Origin of the sequence: Paraburkholderia sp. BCC1885, assembly GCF_900996235.1 — a bacterium.
GTDB lineage: Bacteria > Pseudomonadota > Gammaproteobacteria > Burkholderiales > Burkholderiaceae > Paraburkholderia.
On the sequence record NZ_CAAJGM010000219.1, the window covers coordinates 113041 to 130014 of the forward strand.

The window sequence follows — 16974 nt, forward strand, 5'->3', positions numbered from 1 at the left end:
GTGCCATTAAACCAGCACGCGCTCGATTCCGCCATTGTTCGCACGCTGCACGTAGTCCGCCATCCAGTCTTCACCGAGCACGTGACGGGCCATTTCCACCACAATGTAATCCGCTTCGATATTGGCGTCCTCGTTGTAGCGCGACAGCCCTTGCAGGCAGGACGGGCAGCTCGTGAGAATCTTGATTTCGGTGGCGCCGTTCGGCGTCGGGCCGTCGCCGGCCTTGAGCACCGAGCCATCCGGCGCACCCGCCGCACCGGCCGAAGCATTGGCCGGGTTAATGCCGTTCGCGCCCGCCTCGGCCACCAGCGGAATGCCCCGCAGCTTGGCCGCGCCCTTGCGGATTTCCTCTTCCTTGCGGAAGCGGACCTGCGTCGAGATGTCCGGACGCGTCACCGCCAGCGTGCCGGATTCGCCGCAGCAACGATCGTTCTTCTCGATCTTGTAGCCGTCCTTCTCCGAGCCCATCAACTGATTGACGAGCTTGACCGGGTCCATCGTCTTGATCGGCGTGTGGCATGGGTCGTGATACATGTAGCGCATGCCGTTGACGCCGTCGAGCTTCATGCCTTTTTCGAGCAGGAACTCGTGAATGTCGATGATCCGGCAGCCCGGGAAAATCTTTTCGAATTCATAACCGGCGAGCTGGTCGTAGCACGTGCCGCACGACACCACCACCGTCTTGATGTCGAGATAGTTCAGCGTGTTGGCGACGCGGTGAAACAGCACGCGGTTATCGGTGACGATCTTCTCGGCCTTGTCGAACTGGCCCGAACCGCGCTGCGGGTAACCGCAGCACAGGTAACCCGGCGGCAGCACCGTCTGCACGCCCGCTTCCCACAGCATGGCCTGGGTCGCGAGACCCACCTGCGAGAACAGACGCTCGGAGCCGCAGCCCGGGAAATAGAAGACCGCTTCCGTATCCGCCGTGGTGGTCTTCGGATTGCGGATGATCGGCACGATCTTGTTGTCTTCGATGTCCAGCAGTGCGCGCGCCGTCTTCTTCGGCAGATTGCCCGGCATCTTCTTGTTCATGAAGTGGATCACCTGCTCGACCGCCTTCGGCTTGCCGACGGTAGCCGGCGGATGCGCCGTCTGCTTCTTCGCGAACTTCTTCAGCACGTCGTTGCCGAGGCGCTGCGCCTTGTAGCCGACGCCCATCATCGCGGTACGCGCGAGGTTGATGGTCTGCGGATTGGTGGCGTTGAGGAAGAACATGCCGGCCGCGTTGCCCGCGTTGAACTTCTTCTTGCCCATCTTGCGCAGCAGGTTGCGCATGTTCATTGTGACGTCGCCGAAGTCGATCTTCACCGGACACGGCGTCACGCATTTGTGGCAGACCGTGCAGTGATCGGCGACGTCGTTGAACTCGTCCCAGTGCTTGATGGACACGCCGCGGCGCGTCTGTTCTTCGTACAGGAATGCCTCCACCAGCAGCGACGTGGCGAGAATCTTGTTGCGCGGGCTGTACAGCAGGTTGGCGCGCGGCACGTGGGTCGCGCACACCGGCTTGCACTTGCCGCAACGCAGGCAGTCCTTGATCGACTCGGAAATCGCGCCAATATCGCTCTGCTGCATGATCAGCGATTCATAGCCCATCAGCCCGAAGCTCGGCGTGTAGGCGTTGCGCAGATCCGCGCCTTCGAGCAGCTTGCCCGCATTGAAACGGCCGTGCGGATCGACGCGCTGCTTGTACTTGCGGAATTCGCCAATCTCATCTTCCGTCAGGAATTCGAGTTTGGTAATGCCGATGCCGTGCTCGCCCGAAATCACACCGTCGAGCGAGCGCGCCAGCTTCATGATGCGCGCGACCGCCGTGTGGGCGTCCTGCAGCATCTCGTAGTTGTCGGAGTTGACGGGGATGTTCGTATGAACATTGCCGTCGCCCGCATGCATGTGCAGCGCCACGAACACGCGGCCGCGCAGCACCTGCTTGTGGATGGCCTGGGCTTCTTCGAGGATCGGCTTGAATTCGCCGCCGCTGAAAATCTGCCGCAATTCGGCGCGCACTTCCTGCTTCCACGACACCCGCACCGTGCGGTCCTGCGTCACGTCGAAGACCGTCACGCCAGGCTGCCCATCGACGCGGTCCGCGAACTTCTCCGCGAGTCCTTCGTAGCCGAGCTGAACCATATAGTGCTGCGCCTCGCGCAACGACAGGTCGAGCTTGTCGCGCAGGAATTCCCAGCGCGCGCGCACGCCCTTGAGCAGATCGAGCGCGTGCTGCACACGGTCTTCCAGCAGTTCGGCGCTGGGGATTTCGTTGGCGTCGTCGCTCTTGCCCAGCGGCAGCTTGCCGCCCTTGAAGAACGCTTCGAGCGCGTCGAGCAGTTGCAGCTTGTTCTTGATCGACAGTTCGATGTTGATGCGCTCGATGCCGTCGGTGTACTCGCCCATGCGGTTGAGCGGAATCACCACGTCTTCGTTGATCTTGAACGCGTTGGTGTGCTTCGCAATGGCGGCCGTGCGACTGCGGTCGAGCCAGAAGCGCTTGCGCGCCTCGGCGCTCACCGCGACGAAGCCTTCGCCGCTCTTGCCGTTGGCCATGCGCACGACTTCCGAGGTGGCTTGCGCCACCGCATCCGCATCGTTACCGACGATATCGCCGATCAGCACCATCTTCGGAAACGCGTTGCGCTTGCTCTTGGTCGCATAACCGACCGCGCGCAGATAGCGCTCGTCGAGATGTTCGAGGCCGGCGAGAATCGCCCCGCCCTGCTTCGACGTCTCGAACAGGTAGTCCTTGATTTCGACGATGCTCGGAATCGCGTCGCGCGCCTGGCCGAAGAATTCGAGGCAGACGGTGCGCGTATGGGCGGGCATCTTGTGCAGCACCCAGCGCGCCGACGTGATCAGACCGTCGCAGCCTTCCTTCTGGATGCCCGGCAGGCCGGCGAGGAATTTATCCGTGACGTCCTTGCCGAGGCCTTCCTTGCGGAACACGCGGCCCTTGATGTCGAGCGCTTCGGTGCGCAGCAGCTTTTCGCCGGGCGCGAATTCGCCGTCGAACCACTTCAGTTCGAAACGGGCCACCTCGATGTCATGGATCTTGCCCATGTTGTGGTCAAGCCGCGTGACTTCGAGCCAGTTGCCTTCCGGATCGACCATGCGCCACCAGGCGAGATTATCCAGCGCCGTGCCCCACAGCACGGCCTTCTTGCCGCCTGCGTTCATGGCGACATTGCCGCCGATGCAGGAAGCGTCGAGCGAGGTCGGATCCACCGCAAACACGAAACCCGCCTGCTCGGCAGCTTCCGTTACGCGACGCGTGACGACGCCCGCGCCCGAGAAAATGGTCGCGACCTTGTTCGGCACACCCGGCAGGTCGGTCATTTCGACCGCGCCGAGCTGTTCGAGCTTTTCGGTGTTGATGACGGCCGAGAACGGCGTGAGCGGCACCGCGCCGCCCGTATAACCCGTGCCGCCGCCACGCGGAATCACCGTCAGACCGAGTTCGAAGCAGGCCTTGATCATGCCGGCGATCTCGGCTTCGGTGTCCGGCGTCAGCACGACGAACGGATATTCGACGCGCCAGTCGGTGGCGTCGGTCACATGCGACACGCGCGACAGACCGTCGAACTTGATGTTGTCTTTCTGCGTGACGCGACCCAGCACCTTTGTAGCGCGACGGCGCAGTTCAGCGGTTTTGTCGAATTCGTTGGCGAAGTCGTCCACAGCGCGGCGCGCGGCCACCACCAGCGTCTCGACGCGGGCGGCGCGATCGACGCCGGCCTCGTCGCCGTGCGCGGTCAGGTCGGCGCGACGGCGTTTCTCAATCTCCGACAGACGATGATGCAGCGCCTCGATCAGCAGCGCGCGGCGCTTCGGATTGTCGAGCAGGTCGTCCTGCAGGTAAGGATTGCGGCGCACCACCCAGATGTCGCCGAGCACTTCGTACAGCATGCGTGCCGAGCGGCCGGTGCGGCGTTCGGCGCGCAATTCGGCCAAGGCATTCCACGCGTCGTTGCCCAGCAGGCGGATCACGATCTCGCGGTCGGAAAACGAGGTGTAGTTATAGGGAATTTCGCGCAGGCGCGCTTCAGGGTCGGCGGCCACCGCGACGGCGGCTCCGTGCGGGTCGAATACTTGAGGTGCGTTCATGTTTGGACGACTCGGTAGGTCAGTTAAGCGCGCTCACTAATCGACGAAGTTGCGTGACGATGAAGAGGCGCTGGCTGACGGTGCGCGTGGGGCGCAATTCTGGAAATCTTCTAGTGGGGCGAAGCACCTGCCGGCGGACAATCCACGCCGGCCGCTTCGCGGCGCTCAGATGCAGCTACACGATCGTGCGCAACACACGTGCCGCTGCGCCGCGGGGCGAGACTCACGCGGTGTGGGCATCAAATGGGCGATCTGAGGCTGCCAGTGCATCTTCCGATCCTTGTTCCAAAATCGGATTCTACCGCATGATCTGTGCACGCGTTGACGCCGGGAACGCCTCAAAACAGGCCTTTGTCGAGGCGAACGGCGAAAGATGTTTCATCTGGTGAGTCCAGAATTCTTCGACCGGCCGGTCGGGCGGGGCCCGTTACACACGCTGGCCGAACGGTAGAGTCCAGCGAGCGGGGCGTTGGCGCTATCATTGTCCTTTCCCGTCTCACATAGCGCACCGCGCCACCCGCATGGCTTCCCACGACTATTTGAAGAAAACCCTGACCGCGCGCGTCTACGACGTGGCCCGCGAGACCGAGCTCGAGCATGCGCCGAATCTGTCGGCACGGCTGCGCAATCCGATTTACCTGAAGCGCGAGGACAACCAGCCGGTGTTCTCGTTCAAGGTGCGTGGCGCGTACAACAAGATGGCGCATATTCCCGCCGAGGCGCTGCAACGCGGCGTGATTACGGCCTCGGCGGGCAATCACGCGCAGGGCGTGGCGCTGTCGGCCGCGCGCATGGGCGTGAAGGCGATCATCGTGGTGCCGGTGACGACGCCGCAGGTGAAAGTCGACGCGGTGCGCGCGCACGGCGGCCCGACGGTGCAGGTCGTGCAATCAGGCGAATCGTATAGCGACGCCTATGCGCACGCCCTCAAGCTGCAGGAAGAGCACAACCTGACCTTCGTGCATCCGTTCGACGATCCCTACGTGATTGCCGGCCAGGGCACGGTCGCCATGGAAATTCTGAGCCAGCATCAGGGGCCGATTCACGCGATCTTCGTGCCGATCGGCGGTGGCGGCCTCGCCGCCGGAGTTGCCGCTTACGTCAAGGCGGTGCGTCCGGAGATCAAGGTGATCGGGGTGCAGACCGACGATTCCTGCGCGATGGCGCAGTCCCTGAAGGCGGGCGAACGGGTCACGCTGAACGAAGTGGGCCTCTTCTCCGACGGCACGGCCGTCAAGCTGGTGGGCGAGGAAACCTTCCGCCTGTGCCGCGAATATCTCGACGACGTGCTGATCGTCAACACCGACGCCCTGTGCGCGGCGATCAAGGACGTGTTCCAGGACACCCGCAGCGTGCTGGAGCCGGCGGGCTCGCTGGCGGTGGCGGGCGCCAAGCAGTACGCCGAACGCGAGGGCATCGAGAACCAGACGCTGATCGCGGTCACCTCCGGCGCCAACATGAATTTCGACCGCATGCGTTTCGTGGCCGAGCGCGCCGAAGTGGGCGAATCGCGCGAGGCGGTGTTCGCGGTGACCATCCCCGAGGAGCGCGGCAGTTTCAAACGCTTTTGCGAACTGGTCGGCACTCGCAGCGTCACCGAGTTCAACTACCGGATCGCGGATGCGAACTCCGCGCATATCTTCGTGGGCGTGCAGATCCGCAATCGCAACGAATCGGCTGAAATTGCGGGGATTTTCGAGGCGCACGGCTTTGCCACCGTGGATCTGACCGGCGACGAACTCTCCAAGCAGCACATCCGTTACATGGTGGGCGGCCGCTCGCCGCTCGCGCGCGACGAACGCCTGTTTCGCTTCGAATTCCCGGAACGGCCGGGCGCGCTGATGAAGTTTTTGTCGTCGATGGCGCCAAACTGGAATATCAGCCTGTTCCATTACCGGAACCAGGGCGCGGATTACAGCTCGATCCTCGTGGGCATCCAGGTGCCCAGCACGGAGAACGACTCGTTCGTCCGCTTCCTTGCCACGCTCGGCTATCCGCATTGGGAAGAGACGGTGAACCCCGTGTACCGGCTGTTCCTCGCCTAAGCCCGCGGGACGCGCAGCCATGGCATTGACGCTTCAGGACAAACTGGTGGTGGCGATTTCGTCGCGCGCGCTGTTCGACTTCGAGGAAGAGAACCGCGTCTACGAGGAAGGCGACCTGCACGGCTACGAAATGCTGCAGCGCGAGCGTCTCGGTGTGCCCGCCAAACCCGGCGTGGCGTTTCCGCTGATTCGCAAGCTGCTGGCGCTGAACGCGGGCGCGCATCGTGTCGAAGTGGTGATCTTGTCGCGCAGCGATCCGATCAGCGGACTGCGCGCGTTCCATTCGTGCCGCGAGCACGGCCTCGCCATCGAGCGCGGCGTGTTCACGCGCGGACGTGCGCCGTTCGGCTATCTGAAGCCGCTGAATGCGTCGCTGTTTTTGTCGGCCAATCAGGAAGACGTGCGCGACGCGTTGTCCGCCGGCTTCCCGGCTGCACGCGTGTTGCCGGAATCGGCGAAAATGGCGAGTAAATATCCGGACGAGATCCGCATTGCTTTCGACGGCGACGCCGTGCTGTTCTCCGACGAAGCCGAACAGGTATTTCAGAAGGACGGATTGAAGGCTTTTGTGGGCCATGAAATCCACAACAAGGATCTGCCGCTGGCCGACGGCCCGCTCAAGCCGTTGCTGGAGGCGCTGCACCGGTTGCAGAACGCGGCGGACCAGGCCGCGCCAATGCACATTCGCACGGCACTGGTGACAGCGCGTTCGGCGCCGGCACACGAACGCGCGATCCGCACCTTGATGGCGTGGAACATCGAAATCGACGAAGCGATGTTCCTCGGTGGGCTCGACAAGAGCGCGTTTTTGCGCGAGTTCGAGCCGGACTTTTTCTTCGACGATCAAATTGGCCACTGCGAATCGGCCCGCGTCGTGACGGCGACGGGGCACGTGCTGAGTGGCATCGTGAACGCATCATGACACCTGAACAATCCCCGCTTGGCAAACCTGCCGCCTACACCGAACAGTACGACGCGACGCTGCTCTTCCCGATCGCGCGCAAGGCCGCGCGCGAGGCGATCGGCATTGGCGCGCAGTTGCCGTTTTTCGGCACGGACATCTGGAATGCTTACGAACTGTCCTGGCTGAACACGCGCGGCAAACCGCAAATCGCCGTAGCGACGTTTTACGTGCCGGCGGATGCGCCGAATATCGTCGAATCGAAGTCGTTCAAGCTGTATCTCGGGTCGTTTGCGCAGACTGCTTTTGAGTCTTTTGAGGCAGTGCGCGACACGATCAAAAAGGACGTTTCGGCGGCCTGCGGCGCTACGGTTTCAGTACATCTGACCGGACCGATGGATTTCGGCAAACTGGCGCTCGAGGAATTCGAAGGGACATCTTTGGACCGGCTCGATCTGGATACGGATGTTTATCATCCGGATTCGTCGTTGCTCAAGGCGGCGCTTGAGGAGTCTCCGGTTGAGGAAACGGTGTTTTCCAATCTGCTTAAATCGAATTGTCCGGTGACCGGACAGCCGGATTGGGGCAGCGTGCAGATTCACTACGTTGGGCCGCAGATCGATCATGCGGGGTTGTTGCGATATATCGTTTCTTATCGCAATCACACGGGGTTTCATGAGCAGTGCGTCGAGCGCATTTTTGTTGATATTTTGCGGGTTTGCAAGCCTCTCAAGCTGGCTGTTTATGCGCGTTATACGCGGCGCGGCGGACTGGATATCAATCCATTCCGGACGAATTTTAATTTGCCTATGCCGGATAATTTGAGGACTGCTCGGCAATAAGGGGGTTGTTTTTGGGTTTGTGTTTGCCTTGCGGCGGGGTTGGTGGTTGTTCTGGCTTTTGTTGGCCTTTCCTTGCAGTCTTAGTGGTCTATTAGCGATGCCCCTGTGCGGGGCGGCACTTACTTTCTTTGCCGCCGCAAAGAAAGTAAGCAAAGAAAGCGGGCTTTCAACCGCTAGCTTGTAGGTGTCCACCACTTACGCGATCCCGAAGTGGTCCGAGACGAGACCGCCCCTCGCATTTCCATCGTTTGTGACAAAGGACTCATCCACCCCACTCCGCACTGCGTGCGTCGCGGAGGGGGATGCTTGGGACGGCGGTGGGCGGTGGGCGGTGGACGGTGGGTTAGGCGCGCTATTGGGCAACCAGGACAGACTTCCCCAAAAACCTTAGTTATCCTTTAGAACGGATAGTAGGCGTTGTGCCTTCCGGCGGAGCGCGCAGCGCAACGCTGGAGCGGATGAGCCCTGTGTCATTAGGAGGTGGCTGTGCGAGAGAACACCTCGTCTTGGGCCGTTCCCGGTTGCAGACCGGGATGGCTCACTACGGGCTAGCGGTGTGAGCCCGCTTTCTTTGCTTACTTTCTTTGCGGCGGCAAAGAAAGTAAGTGCCGCCCCGCACAGGGGCATCGCTAATAGACCACTAACACGGCAAGGAAAGGCCAACAAAACCAGAACAACCACCAAAGCGCCGCGCAAGGCAAAAACCCCCAAAAAAACCTCACCCGACAGGCGCCTTATAAGCCACACAATCAACCTCAACCTTACAATCAATCACCATGCTAGAAACCACACACGCCCGCGCCGGCGGATTCTCGCCAAAATATTCCCGAAACACCTTGTTGAACGAAGCAAAATCCCGCGGATCATCGAGCCAAACTCCACACCGAACCACATGCTCGGCGCCATAGCCAGCCTCTTTGAGAATAGCGAACACATTCTGAATCGCCTTATGCGACTGCGCGACGATGCCGCCGTCGATTACTTCGCCATTCTCCATCGGCGTCTGTCCGGACACGAACAGCCAGCCATCCGCTTCAACCGCACGCGCGAACGGCATATGTTGTCCGCCAGTCCCTTTACCGCCTTCCACACCATATCGCTTCATCGCAAACACTCCTTATAAAATCCAGCGGCACGCAAAATCAAGGAACAACAGCGCATCGCCTTCAATAAATAAAAACTCAAAACCCGCCCTGCGCATCCACCTTCGAAGCCGCGCCTCGCGCCACGAAATGTCCTGCCCGCTCGCCGGTAAGTTGCCCATCCCGATACGACAACACACCGTTCACCCACACCGCGTCAATCCCGTCCGCCTGCTGCTGGGGCTTCTCAAATGTCGCCGCATCTCGCACGCGCGCCGGGTCGAACAGCACCAGATCCGCGTGATAGCCGACGCGCACTTCGCCGCGCTGCGTCAAGCCGAAGCGCCGCGCCGACAGGCTCGTCATCTTGCGCACCGCGTCCTCCAGCGGCAGCAAGCCCGCGTCGCGTGCGTAATGCCCCAGCACGCGCGGAAACGCGCCCCACAGACGCGGATGCGGCAACGGGTCGCCCGGCAAGCCGTCGGAGCCCACCATCGACGCCGGATGCGACAGGATGCGCCGCACGTCGTCCTCCGACATGTTATGATACACCGCGCCCGCCGGCTGCAGGCGCTTGCCGGCCTCCTGCTGCGTCACGCCCCACTCGGCGGCAATTTCCTTGACCAGCTTGCCGGCCATTTCCGGATGCGGCTCCGACCATGTAATCGTGATGTCAATGTCGCCCGTCACCTGCTTCACATCGAGCGTCGACGAACTGCGGTTATACGGATAGCAGTCGCAGCCGACCGGTTGCATGCGCCGCGCGCCGTCCAGCGACTTCAGCACCTCGGCGCTGCGTCCCCAGTTCGACGGCCCCGCGCACTTCAGATGCGAAATCACCACCGGCACCCGCGCGTGACGGCCGACCCGGTACGCCTCGTCCATCGCGTCGAGAATCGCGTCAAACTCGGTGCGCATGTGCGTCGTGTAGAGCGCGCCGGCTGCAGCCAGCGGTTCCGCAAGCGCCATGACCTCTTCCGTCGGCGCGGCAAACGCGGAACCATAGGCGAGACCCGAACTCAGTCCCAGTGCGCCGAGTTGCAGCGCCTCTTCGAGCTGCGCGCGCATGCCTTCGATTTCCTGCGCGCTCGCCGCGCGGTCGAGCCGGTCCATGTGATTGTTGCGCAGCGCCGTATGGCCGATCAGCGCACCGACGTTCACCGCCGGGCGCGCCGCGTTCACCGCGTCCACGTAGGCGGCGAAGGTCGGATAGCTGAACGCGTCGCGCTCGCCGAGCAGGTTCATCGGGTCCGGCGGATCGCCCTTCAACACCACCGGCGACGCACTGATGCCGCAGTTGCCGACGATCACCGTCGTCACCCCCTGGCTGATCTTCGGCAGCATCTGCGGCGCGCGGATCACGTGGGTGTCGTCGTGCGTGTGGACGTCGATAAAGCCCGGCGCCAGCGCCCGCCCGTTCGCCTCGATGATCTCCTCGGCCAGCCAGTTCGACAGATTGCCGATCGCCACGATCTTGCCGTCGCGCACGGCCACGTCGCGTTCGACCGGTGGCGCGCCTGTCCCGTCGTACAGTTGCGCGTCGATGATCAGCGTATCCGCGGCTTCGGGATGCGAATGCATGGGTCAGTCTCCTAGCGGTTGTCGGTCGCCGCCGCCACGGTGCGCATCCAGCGCGTGTTTCATGCGGCGCAGCAATTCGCGGCTCTCGTCGCCCTGGCTGACGGCCAGTTCGGTGACGAGAACGTCGAGCGCCATCATCATCGCGTAACGGGATGACGACGGCTTGTAAATGAAGTCGGTTTCGAAGGCGACGATCGGGATGACCCAATCGGCCAGCTTCGCCAGCGGCGACGCCGGCGCGGTGAGCGTGATCAGCGTCGCGCCGTAGCTGCGCGCGATGCGGCAGTTCTCCACCATCTCCGGCACCCGTCCGGTGGCCGACAACGCAATCACGACACATTCGCGCGATACCGTGCTTGCCACCATCCGTTGCAGCAAGCCGTCCTGATAGGTCGCGACCGGCCGGCCGAGGCGCACGAGGCGAAAGCGCATCTCGTCGGCGAGCGCGGTCGAACCGCCGCCCATGCCGAACACGTAGATCATGCGCGCCTCGCGCAGCGCCGCCGCAGCCTCGGCAAGCGGCGCCTGGCGCAGCAACTGGTGGTTATGGGTGAGCGCGGTCTGCACTTCGTCGAACACGCGGGTGGCGATCGGCTCGGGCGTATCGGGCGCGGCGCCGCTTGGCAGGAAGCGCTGTCCCACCGCCGCCGCTTGCGCGAGGCGCAGTTTCAGCTCGCGCACATCGCGGCAGCCCACGGCCTTGGCAAAACGCGTGACTGTGGCGACGCTGACGCCGGCCTGCTGCGCCAGCGCGCCGATGCTCGCGCGCGACGCGCCGGTCAGGTCGTCGAGAATCAGCGCGGCCACTTTGCGCTCGGCCGAGCGCAACTCCCGCGCGCATTCGGCAATGCGTGCGACGATGTCGAAACTGAGCGGCTCAGCGCTAGAGTTCATAAAGGACCGGAAAGATCGAGGGACCGTCGCAGCGCACGAAACGCCGCGCGCGGCAGTTTGGTACCAGGCAGCCGCGCCGTCGTGGTACTAAATAACATTTCAGGAAACATGCTACTTTCTGTAACATGTGAAAGTCAACTTCGCTGCAATTTATCTGGACGATGGAGCAGGGTTAGATGAAAGTTACAAACTATCAAGGCGCGACAATTGATCCTTATAGCAAGGGCTTGGGCATGGTTCCGGGCACCAGCATCCAGTTAATGGACGCGGGTCGTCTCGAGTGGAATCTGCTCAATGAGGACGTCAGCCTGCCGGCCGCCGTGCTCTACGCGGAGCGCATCGAACACAACCTCAAGTGGATGCAGGCGTTCGTCGCGCAATACGACGTCAAGCTCGCGCCGCACGGCAAGACCACCATGGCGCCGCAACTGTTTCGCCGCCAGCTCGAAACCGGCGCGTGGGGCATCACGCTCGCCACCGCGCACCAGGTGCGGGCGGCGTATCACGGCGGCGTGTCGCGCATCCTGATGGCCAATCAGCTGGTCGGCCGCCGCAACATGCTGATGATCGCCGAACTGCTGAGCGATCCCGAGTTCGAGTTCTTCTGCCTCGTGGATTCAGTGGACGGCGTCGAGCAACTCGGCAAATTTTTCGCGTCGGTGCGCAAGTCGCTGAACGTGCTGCTCGAAATCGGCGTGCCCGGCGGACGCACCGGCGTGCGCGACGACGCGCAGCGCAATGCGGTACTGGAGGCGATCGCCCGCTACCCGGATTCGCTGAAGCTCGCCGGTGTTGAACTGTACGAAGGCGTGCTGAAGGAAGAACACGAGGTGCGCGCGTTTCTGCAAAGCACCGTCGCCATCACCCGCAGCCTGGTCGATGAAGGACGTTTCGCGCGCACGCCGGCCATTTTGTCCGGCGCCGGTTCGGCCTGGTACGACGTGGTGGCGGAAGAATTCGTCAAGGCGTCGCAGGACGGCAAGGTGGAAATCGTGCTGCGGCCGGGCTGCTATCTGACGCACGACGTCGGCGTGTATCGTAAGGCGCAGACGGATATTTTCGCGCGCAATCCGGTGGCGAAGAAGATGGGCGAAGGCTTGCTGCCGGCGCTGCAACTATGGGCGTATGTGCAATCGATCCCCGAGCCGGACCGGGCCATCATCGGACTGGGCAAGCGCGATTCCGCCTTCGATGCCGGCATGCCGGAACCGGCGCGCCACTATCGTCCGGGCACGCAGGCGCCGCGCGAAATCGCCGCCAGCGAAGGTTGGGAGATTTTCGGCATGATGGATCAGCACGCCTATCTGCGGATTCCCGCAGGCGCGGATCTGAAAGTTGGCGACATGATTGCCTTCGACATCTCGCACCCTTGCTTGACGTTCGATAAGTGGCGTCAGTTGCTGGTGGTCGATTCGTCGTATGAGGTCACGGAAGTGATCGAGACTTTCTTCTGAAGCAGAAACGAAAAAGCGGCGGCCGCAGTCAAGGCCGCCGCTTCGCTTCGCCGCTTCGTTTTGTCGCTTCATTTCGCCGCTTCGTTTTTAAGCATCAACCCGCCGTCTGCCCCGCCGCGGCCACTTCCCCAATCCGCACTTCGAGCATGCCCAACGCGTTCGACAGCGCGGCCAGCGCGTCGTCCGGCAGCCCTGCCATCGTGTCGTGCAGAAAGGCATTGCGGCGCGGCATGCTCGCTTCCGTCGCGGCAATGCCCGCCTCCGTCAGGCGCACGTTGGTCACGCGGTTATCGCGCTCGTCCATGCTGCGCGAAATCCAGCCCAGCACTTCGAGCGCCTTCAATTGCCGCGTCAAGGCGCCGGGGTCGATCCGCAGACGTTCCACCAGCCGCTTCTGCGACGACTCGCCGCCCTGCTCGTGCAAGGCCAGCATCACGCGCCAGCGCGGCATGGGATGCCCGACCTGCGCCTCGAACGCCGACATGAACGCCCGGTAGGTGCGGCCGAATTGATGAACGATGGCGACGCGGTCCTGATCTTCCATGGTGTGCCGTTGATGCAGGTGTTCGAAATCAATCTGCGTGGATGACCGGTTCGACCTGACGCCGGATCTTGATGGGAGGCACGCGGCGGCTTTGCCAGACCGACACGACGGCGATCACCGCCGCCAGCGCGAGACCCAGATGGATGGCCGCGACCAGCGCCTCGCGCGCCGATTCGAGCAGCATCGCGCCGTTGTGGCCAGCCTGCGCCAACTGTCCGAGCAAGCTCGCCTGGGCATCGCGATTGATGAGGATCTGCGGGTCGCCGAGATCCGGGAACCAGTGCGTCGCCTGATCTCGCTCGAGCGCGCTGCGCACGCCGCTCGCGTACATATGCGTGACCAGCGTGCCGGTCAGCGCCGTGCCGATCATACCGCCGATCATCCGCAGCGACTGCAACAGCGCCGTCGCGATACCCAGATGCTCGCGGCCCGCGGTCTGCTGCGCGAAGATCGTCAGATTCGGCATGACGAAGCCGAGACCCAGGCCGCCCAGCACCATGAACGACATCAGCAGCCATTGCGGCATGGCGCGCGTGGCCACGACCACACCGAGGCACGACAACGCCACCAGCGCGAAACCGACATACAGCATCAGATTCGGATTGGGCACGCGCGAAACGATCCGCCCATTGGCGATACTGCCGATCGTAATGAATACGACCAGCGGCGTGATCACCAGGCCCGCTTCTTTCGGCGACATGCCGAAGCCGCCCTGGAACAGCAGCGGCGCGTAGAACAGCAGCGAAAACATGGTGAAGCCGCCGAGCACGGCGAGCGTGAACAACGCGGCGAGGCTGCGATTGCGGAACATGTCGACCGGCAGAATGGCCGTCGGGCAACGTTTCTCCCATTTCCACAGCGAGTAGGCCGAGGCCACGCTCGCCACCAGCAAAGCCACGGCCGTCAATGTCACGCCATGCTTGGGCAGCATTTCCACAAACAGTTGCAGCGAACCGAGCGAAATCGCGATCAGCAAGGCGCCGGGCCAGTCGAGCCGCATCTTGCCTTCGTGCTCGACGTGCCGCAAATGAGGCAGAAAGCGCCAGACGAAAAACAGCGACAGCAGGCCGACCGGCAGATTCACATAGAACACCGAGCGCCAGCCGTAGTACTGCGTGAGGAAACCGCCCAGCGACGGCCCGACCGCGTTGGCGATGCCGAACGCGGAACTCATCAGCACCTGCCAGCGCAGACGCACGACGGAATCGGGGAACAGATCGGGAATGCAGGCAAACGCGGTGCCGACCAGCATGCCGCCGCCGATCCCCTGCAGGCCACGCGCCAGCACGAGAAACAACATGCTGTTGGCCATGCCGCACAGCACCGATGCCGCCGTGAACACGATGATCGAGGCGATCACGAATGGCTTGCGCCCGTAGTAATCGCCGAGGCGGCCGAAAATCGGCACGGTGATGACGGAGGTCAGCAGATAGGATGTGGCGACCCACGCGTAAAGCTCGAAGCCTTTCAGCTCCGCGACGATAGTGGGCAGCGCGGTGCCGACGACTGTCTGGTCGAGCGCGACCAGCATGGTGACGAACGAGACGCCGAGCATCGCCATCAGCGACTCGCGGAATGGTAAAACTTGCCCACTCGAATGGTGAGCGGCGGTGTGGACGGCCATTTTTTGATTGCGCAACAGTTGACGCGTCAAAGAATTGGGAATGATACCATGTTATGACGCTCTAGACTGCGAGGGGCGGCGCACATTCCGGTTTGCCGTCAAACAGTTACCCCAAGAAATCCGATGCGCCAGGGAGGCCCATGGAGTCCACTTCGCTCGCCGAACAGAGCTTGTCCAATGAAGATCTGATTGCGCTGCGTCGCGCGAAACACGAGCTGGAAAGCCCGGCGCTGGCGATGAAACTCGCCAGCATCGTCGGCGCGCCGCTCGAAAAACTGCTGTCGCGCATGCCGGCCATCGCCAACGAAAAAGTGAACGACGCCACCCAGCTCGCGTTGCGCAAGTGCCTGCAGATCGCGCTGCGCACGCTCGGGCGGCAAGATGCCGGCGCCGCGCCGCTGCTCGTGCCCGACAAGCCGAGCAACCTGCTGCACAAATTCGCGGTGGCGACCACCGGCGCGGCGGGCGGCGCCTTCGGTCTGTTCGCGCTGCCGGTCGAGTTGCCGGTTACCACCACGCTGATGTTCCGCTCGATCTGCGACATCGCGCGCAGCGAGGGCGAGGACCTGTCGTCGATCGACACGCAACTGCAATGTCTGACGGTGCTGGGGATGGGCGGCACCTCGAAGGCCGATGACGACGCCGACTACGGCTACTTCATCATGCGCGGCGCGCTGGCGCAGGCGGTCTCGAAGGCAACCTCGGAAATCGCCACCAAAGGTTTTTCCGCGCACGGTTCGGCCGCGCTGCTGCGGCTGCTCAACACAATCGCGTCGCGCTTTTCCGTGCAAGTGAGCGAACAGATCGCGGCCAAGTCGATTCCGGCGATCGGCGCGGTGCTCGGCGCGATGGTCAACACAGTTTTCATGGACCACTTCCAGCTCGTCGCCCACGGCCACTTCACGGTGCGCCGGCTCGAGCGTCAATACGGAACGGAACTCGTCAAGGCCGCCTATCAGACCATCGACATCGCGCTCGACGGCTGAGCGCTGCGCGGCCCGGTCATTTCGCGCACGAAAGCCGCAGCGCCGTCGAGCGCCCGCCTGGCTTCGGGGATGAACGGCGTGAAGATCTGCCAGACGTGCGGCATATTCGGCCAGACCTGCAACTCGACCCATACGCCCGCGGTGCGCGCCGTCTCGGCCACCCGCCGCGAATCGTCGAGCAGCACTTCGGTGCTGCCGGCCTGAATGAACAGCGGCGGCAAGCCGTGCAGGTCCGCGTAGACCGGCGAGGCATACGGATGCGTGGCAGGTGTATCGCCCAGATAGAGCCTGGCCGCCCGGCCGATGGCGCGGCCGCTGAACATCGGATCGGCGCCGTCGTTGATACGGATCGACGCGCCGCTCGCGCCCAGATCGGTCCACGGAGAAAACAGCACGGCGCCCGCCGGCAACAAATCGCCGGCATCGCGCAGCGCGACGAGGGTGGCGAGCGCCAGCCCGCCGCCCGCCGAATCGCCTGCAAGCACGATCGATTGCGGCGGTGTGCCGTCCGCAAGCAGCTTGCGATAGGCCGCGAGCGCGTCGTCGAGTGCAGCGGGAAAGGGGGCTTCGGGCGCCAGCCGGTAATCGAGCGAAAAGGTGCTCGCACGCGCACGCGTCGCCAGACCAAACACGAGCGAACGATGCGACTGCGGCGAACAGAAGTAATAACCGCCGCCGTGAAAATACAGGATGGTGGGCGTGCCGTCGCCGGTCCCGGGCGGCTCCAGCCATTCGCCGCGCAGCGTCTCAGCCGCGCCGTACTGTTCCCGCAGACGCCAGCCACTCGGCACCTTGGGTGACCACGCGCGCTTCGCCGTCAGGGCGCGCGCCGCTTCGACATTGATCTCGGTCTTTTGCGTAGCCGGTCGAAACTGCCGGCGCAGATACCAGCATGCAAGCGCACTTTGCCAACTCATCGG

General features: G+C 63.1%; 12 protein-coding genes. 5 read left to right on the forward strand and 7 right to left on the reverse strand.

Annotation, left to right across the window (positions count from 1 at the left end; translation table 11 throughout):
• Positions 1 to 6: 6 nt before the first annotated feature.
• Entirely contained in the window at positions 7 to 4101 is a 4095-nt protein-coding gene (locus tag FQ755_RS25125; protein ID WP_144157715.1) for a DUF3683 domain-containing protein, read from the reverse strand.
• Between the two features lie 521 nt (positions 4102 to 4622).
• Here FQ755_RS25125 and ilvA point away from each other — a divergent pair.
• From ilvA to queF, 3 genes are read left to right on the forward strand one after another with little or no spacing between them, the layout of a single operon-like run.
• Positions 4623 to 6146 carry a threonine ammonia-lyase, biosynthetic gene (gene ilvA, locus FQ755_RS25130; RefSeq protein ID WP_144157716.1) on the forward strand — a complete coding sequence of 508 codons (1524 nt, stop codon included), beginning with the start codon at positions 4623 to 4625 and terminating at the stop codon, positions 6144 to 6146.
• Between the two features lie 19 nt (positions 6147 to 6165).
• Complete coding sequence (locus FQ755_RS25135; protein ID WP_144157717.1) at positions 6166 to 7068, forward strand: 5'-nucleotidase; 903 nt, start codon at positions 6166 to 6168, stop codon at positions 7066 to 7068.
• Positions 7065 to 7889: an NADPH-dependent 7-cyano-7-deazaguanine reductase QueF gene (gene queF / locus FQ755_RS25140; RefSeq protein WP_144157919.1), complete on the forward strand. Its 825-nt coding sequence runs from the start codon at positions 7065 to 7067 to the stop codon at positions 7887 to 7889. Before FQ755_RS25135 ends, queF begins: the two co-directional genes overlap by 4 nt.
• A 718-nt stretch (positions 7890 to 8607) precedes the next feature.
• On the opposite strand, the gene FQ755_RS25145 is transcribed toward queF, so the two are convergent.
• The 3 genes from FQ755_RS25145 to FQ755_RS25155 all read right to left on the reverse strand — a co-directional run bounded on the left by FQ755_RS25145 (position 8608) and on the right by FQ755_RS25155 (position 11446).
• Complete coding sequence (locus FQ755_RS25145; RefSeq protein WP_144157718.1) at positions 8608 to 8994, reverse strand: RidA family protein; 387 nt, start codon at positions 8992 to 8994, stop codon at positions 8608 to 8610.
• Positions 8995 to 9070: 76 nt separating this feature from the next.
• Positions 9071 to 10552 (reverse strand): N-acyl-D-amino-acid deacylase family protein, encoded by a 1482-nt coding sequence (locus FQ755_RS25150; protein ID WP_144157719.1) that lies wholly within the window; start codon positions 10550 to 10552, stop codon positions 9071 to 9073.
• Between the two features lie 3 nt (positions 10553 to 10555).
• The gene (locus FQ755_RS25155; protein WP_144157720.1) at positions 10556 to 11446 is read right to left on the reverse strand and encodes a MurR/RpiR family transcriptional regulator; all 891 of its coding nucleotides are present in this window, start codon (positions 11444 to 11446) and stop codon (positions 10556 to 10558) included.
• 176 nt (positions 11447 to 11622) lie between these two features.
• Here FQ755_RS25155 and FQ755_RS25160 point away from each other — a divergent pair, with 176 nt between their 5' ends.
• Entirely contained in the window at positions 11623 to 12900 is a 1278-nt protein-coding gene (locus FQ755_RS25160) for an amino acid deaminase (RefSeq protein ID WP_144157721.1), read from the forward strand.
• 94 nt (positions 12901 to 12994) lie between these two features.
• Here the strand turns inward: FQ755_RS25160 and FQ755_RS25165 are convergent, their stop codons facing one another.
• Positions 12995 to 13444 (reverse strand): MarR family winged helix-turn-helix transcriptional regulator, encoded by a 450-nt coding sequence (locus FQ755_RS25165; RefSeq protein WP_144157722.1) that lies wholly within the window; start codon positions 13442 to 13444, stop codon positions 12995 to 12997.
• Positions 13445 to 13472: 28 nt separating this feature from the next.
• On the reverse strand, positions 13473 to 15068 hold the full coding sequence (locus FQ755_RS25170) for an MDR family MFS transporter (RefSeq protein ID WP_144157723.1): 1596 nt from the start codon (positions 15066 to 15068) through the stop codon (positions 13473 to 13475).
• 140 nt (positions 15069 to 15208) lie between these two features.
• On the opposite strand from FQ755_RS25170, the gene FQ755_RS25175 reads away from it, so the two are divergent.
• Positions 15209 to 16054, forward strand: a complete 846-nt coding sequence (locus FQ755_RS25175) for an EcsC family protein (protein ID WP_144157724.1) — start codon at positions 15209 to 15211, stop codon at positions 16052 to 16054.
• On the opposite strand, the gene FQ755_RS25180 is transcribed toward FQ755_RS25175, so the two are convergent.
• Positions 16024 to 16971, reverse strand: coding sequence for an alpha/beta hydrolase (locus FQ755_RS25180; protein ID WP_144157725.1), 948 nt, complete (start codon positions 16969 to 16971; stop codon positions 16024 to 16026). The two genes, FQ755_RS25175 and FQ755_RS25180, sit on opposite strands and share 31 nt — an antisense overlap.
• Positions 16972 to 16974: the final 3 nt, after the last annotated feature.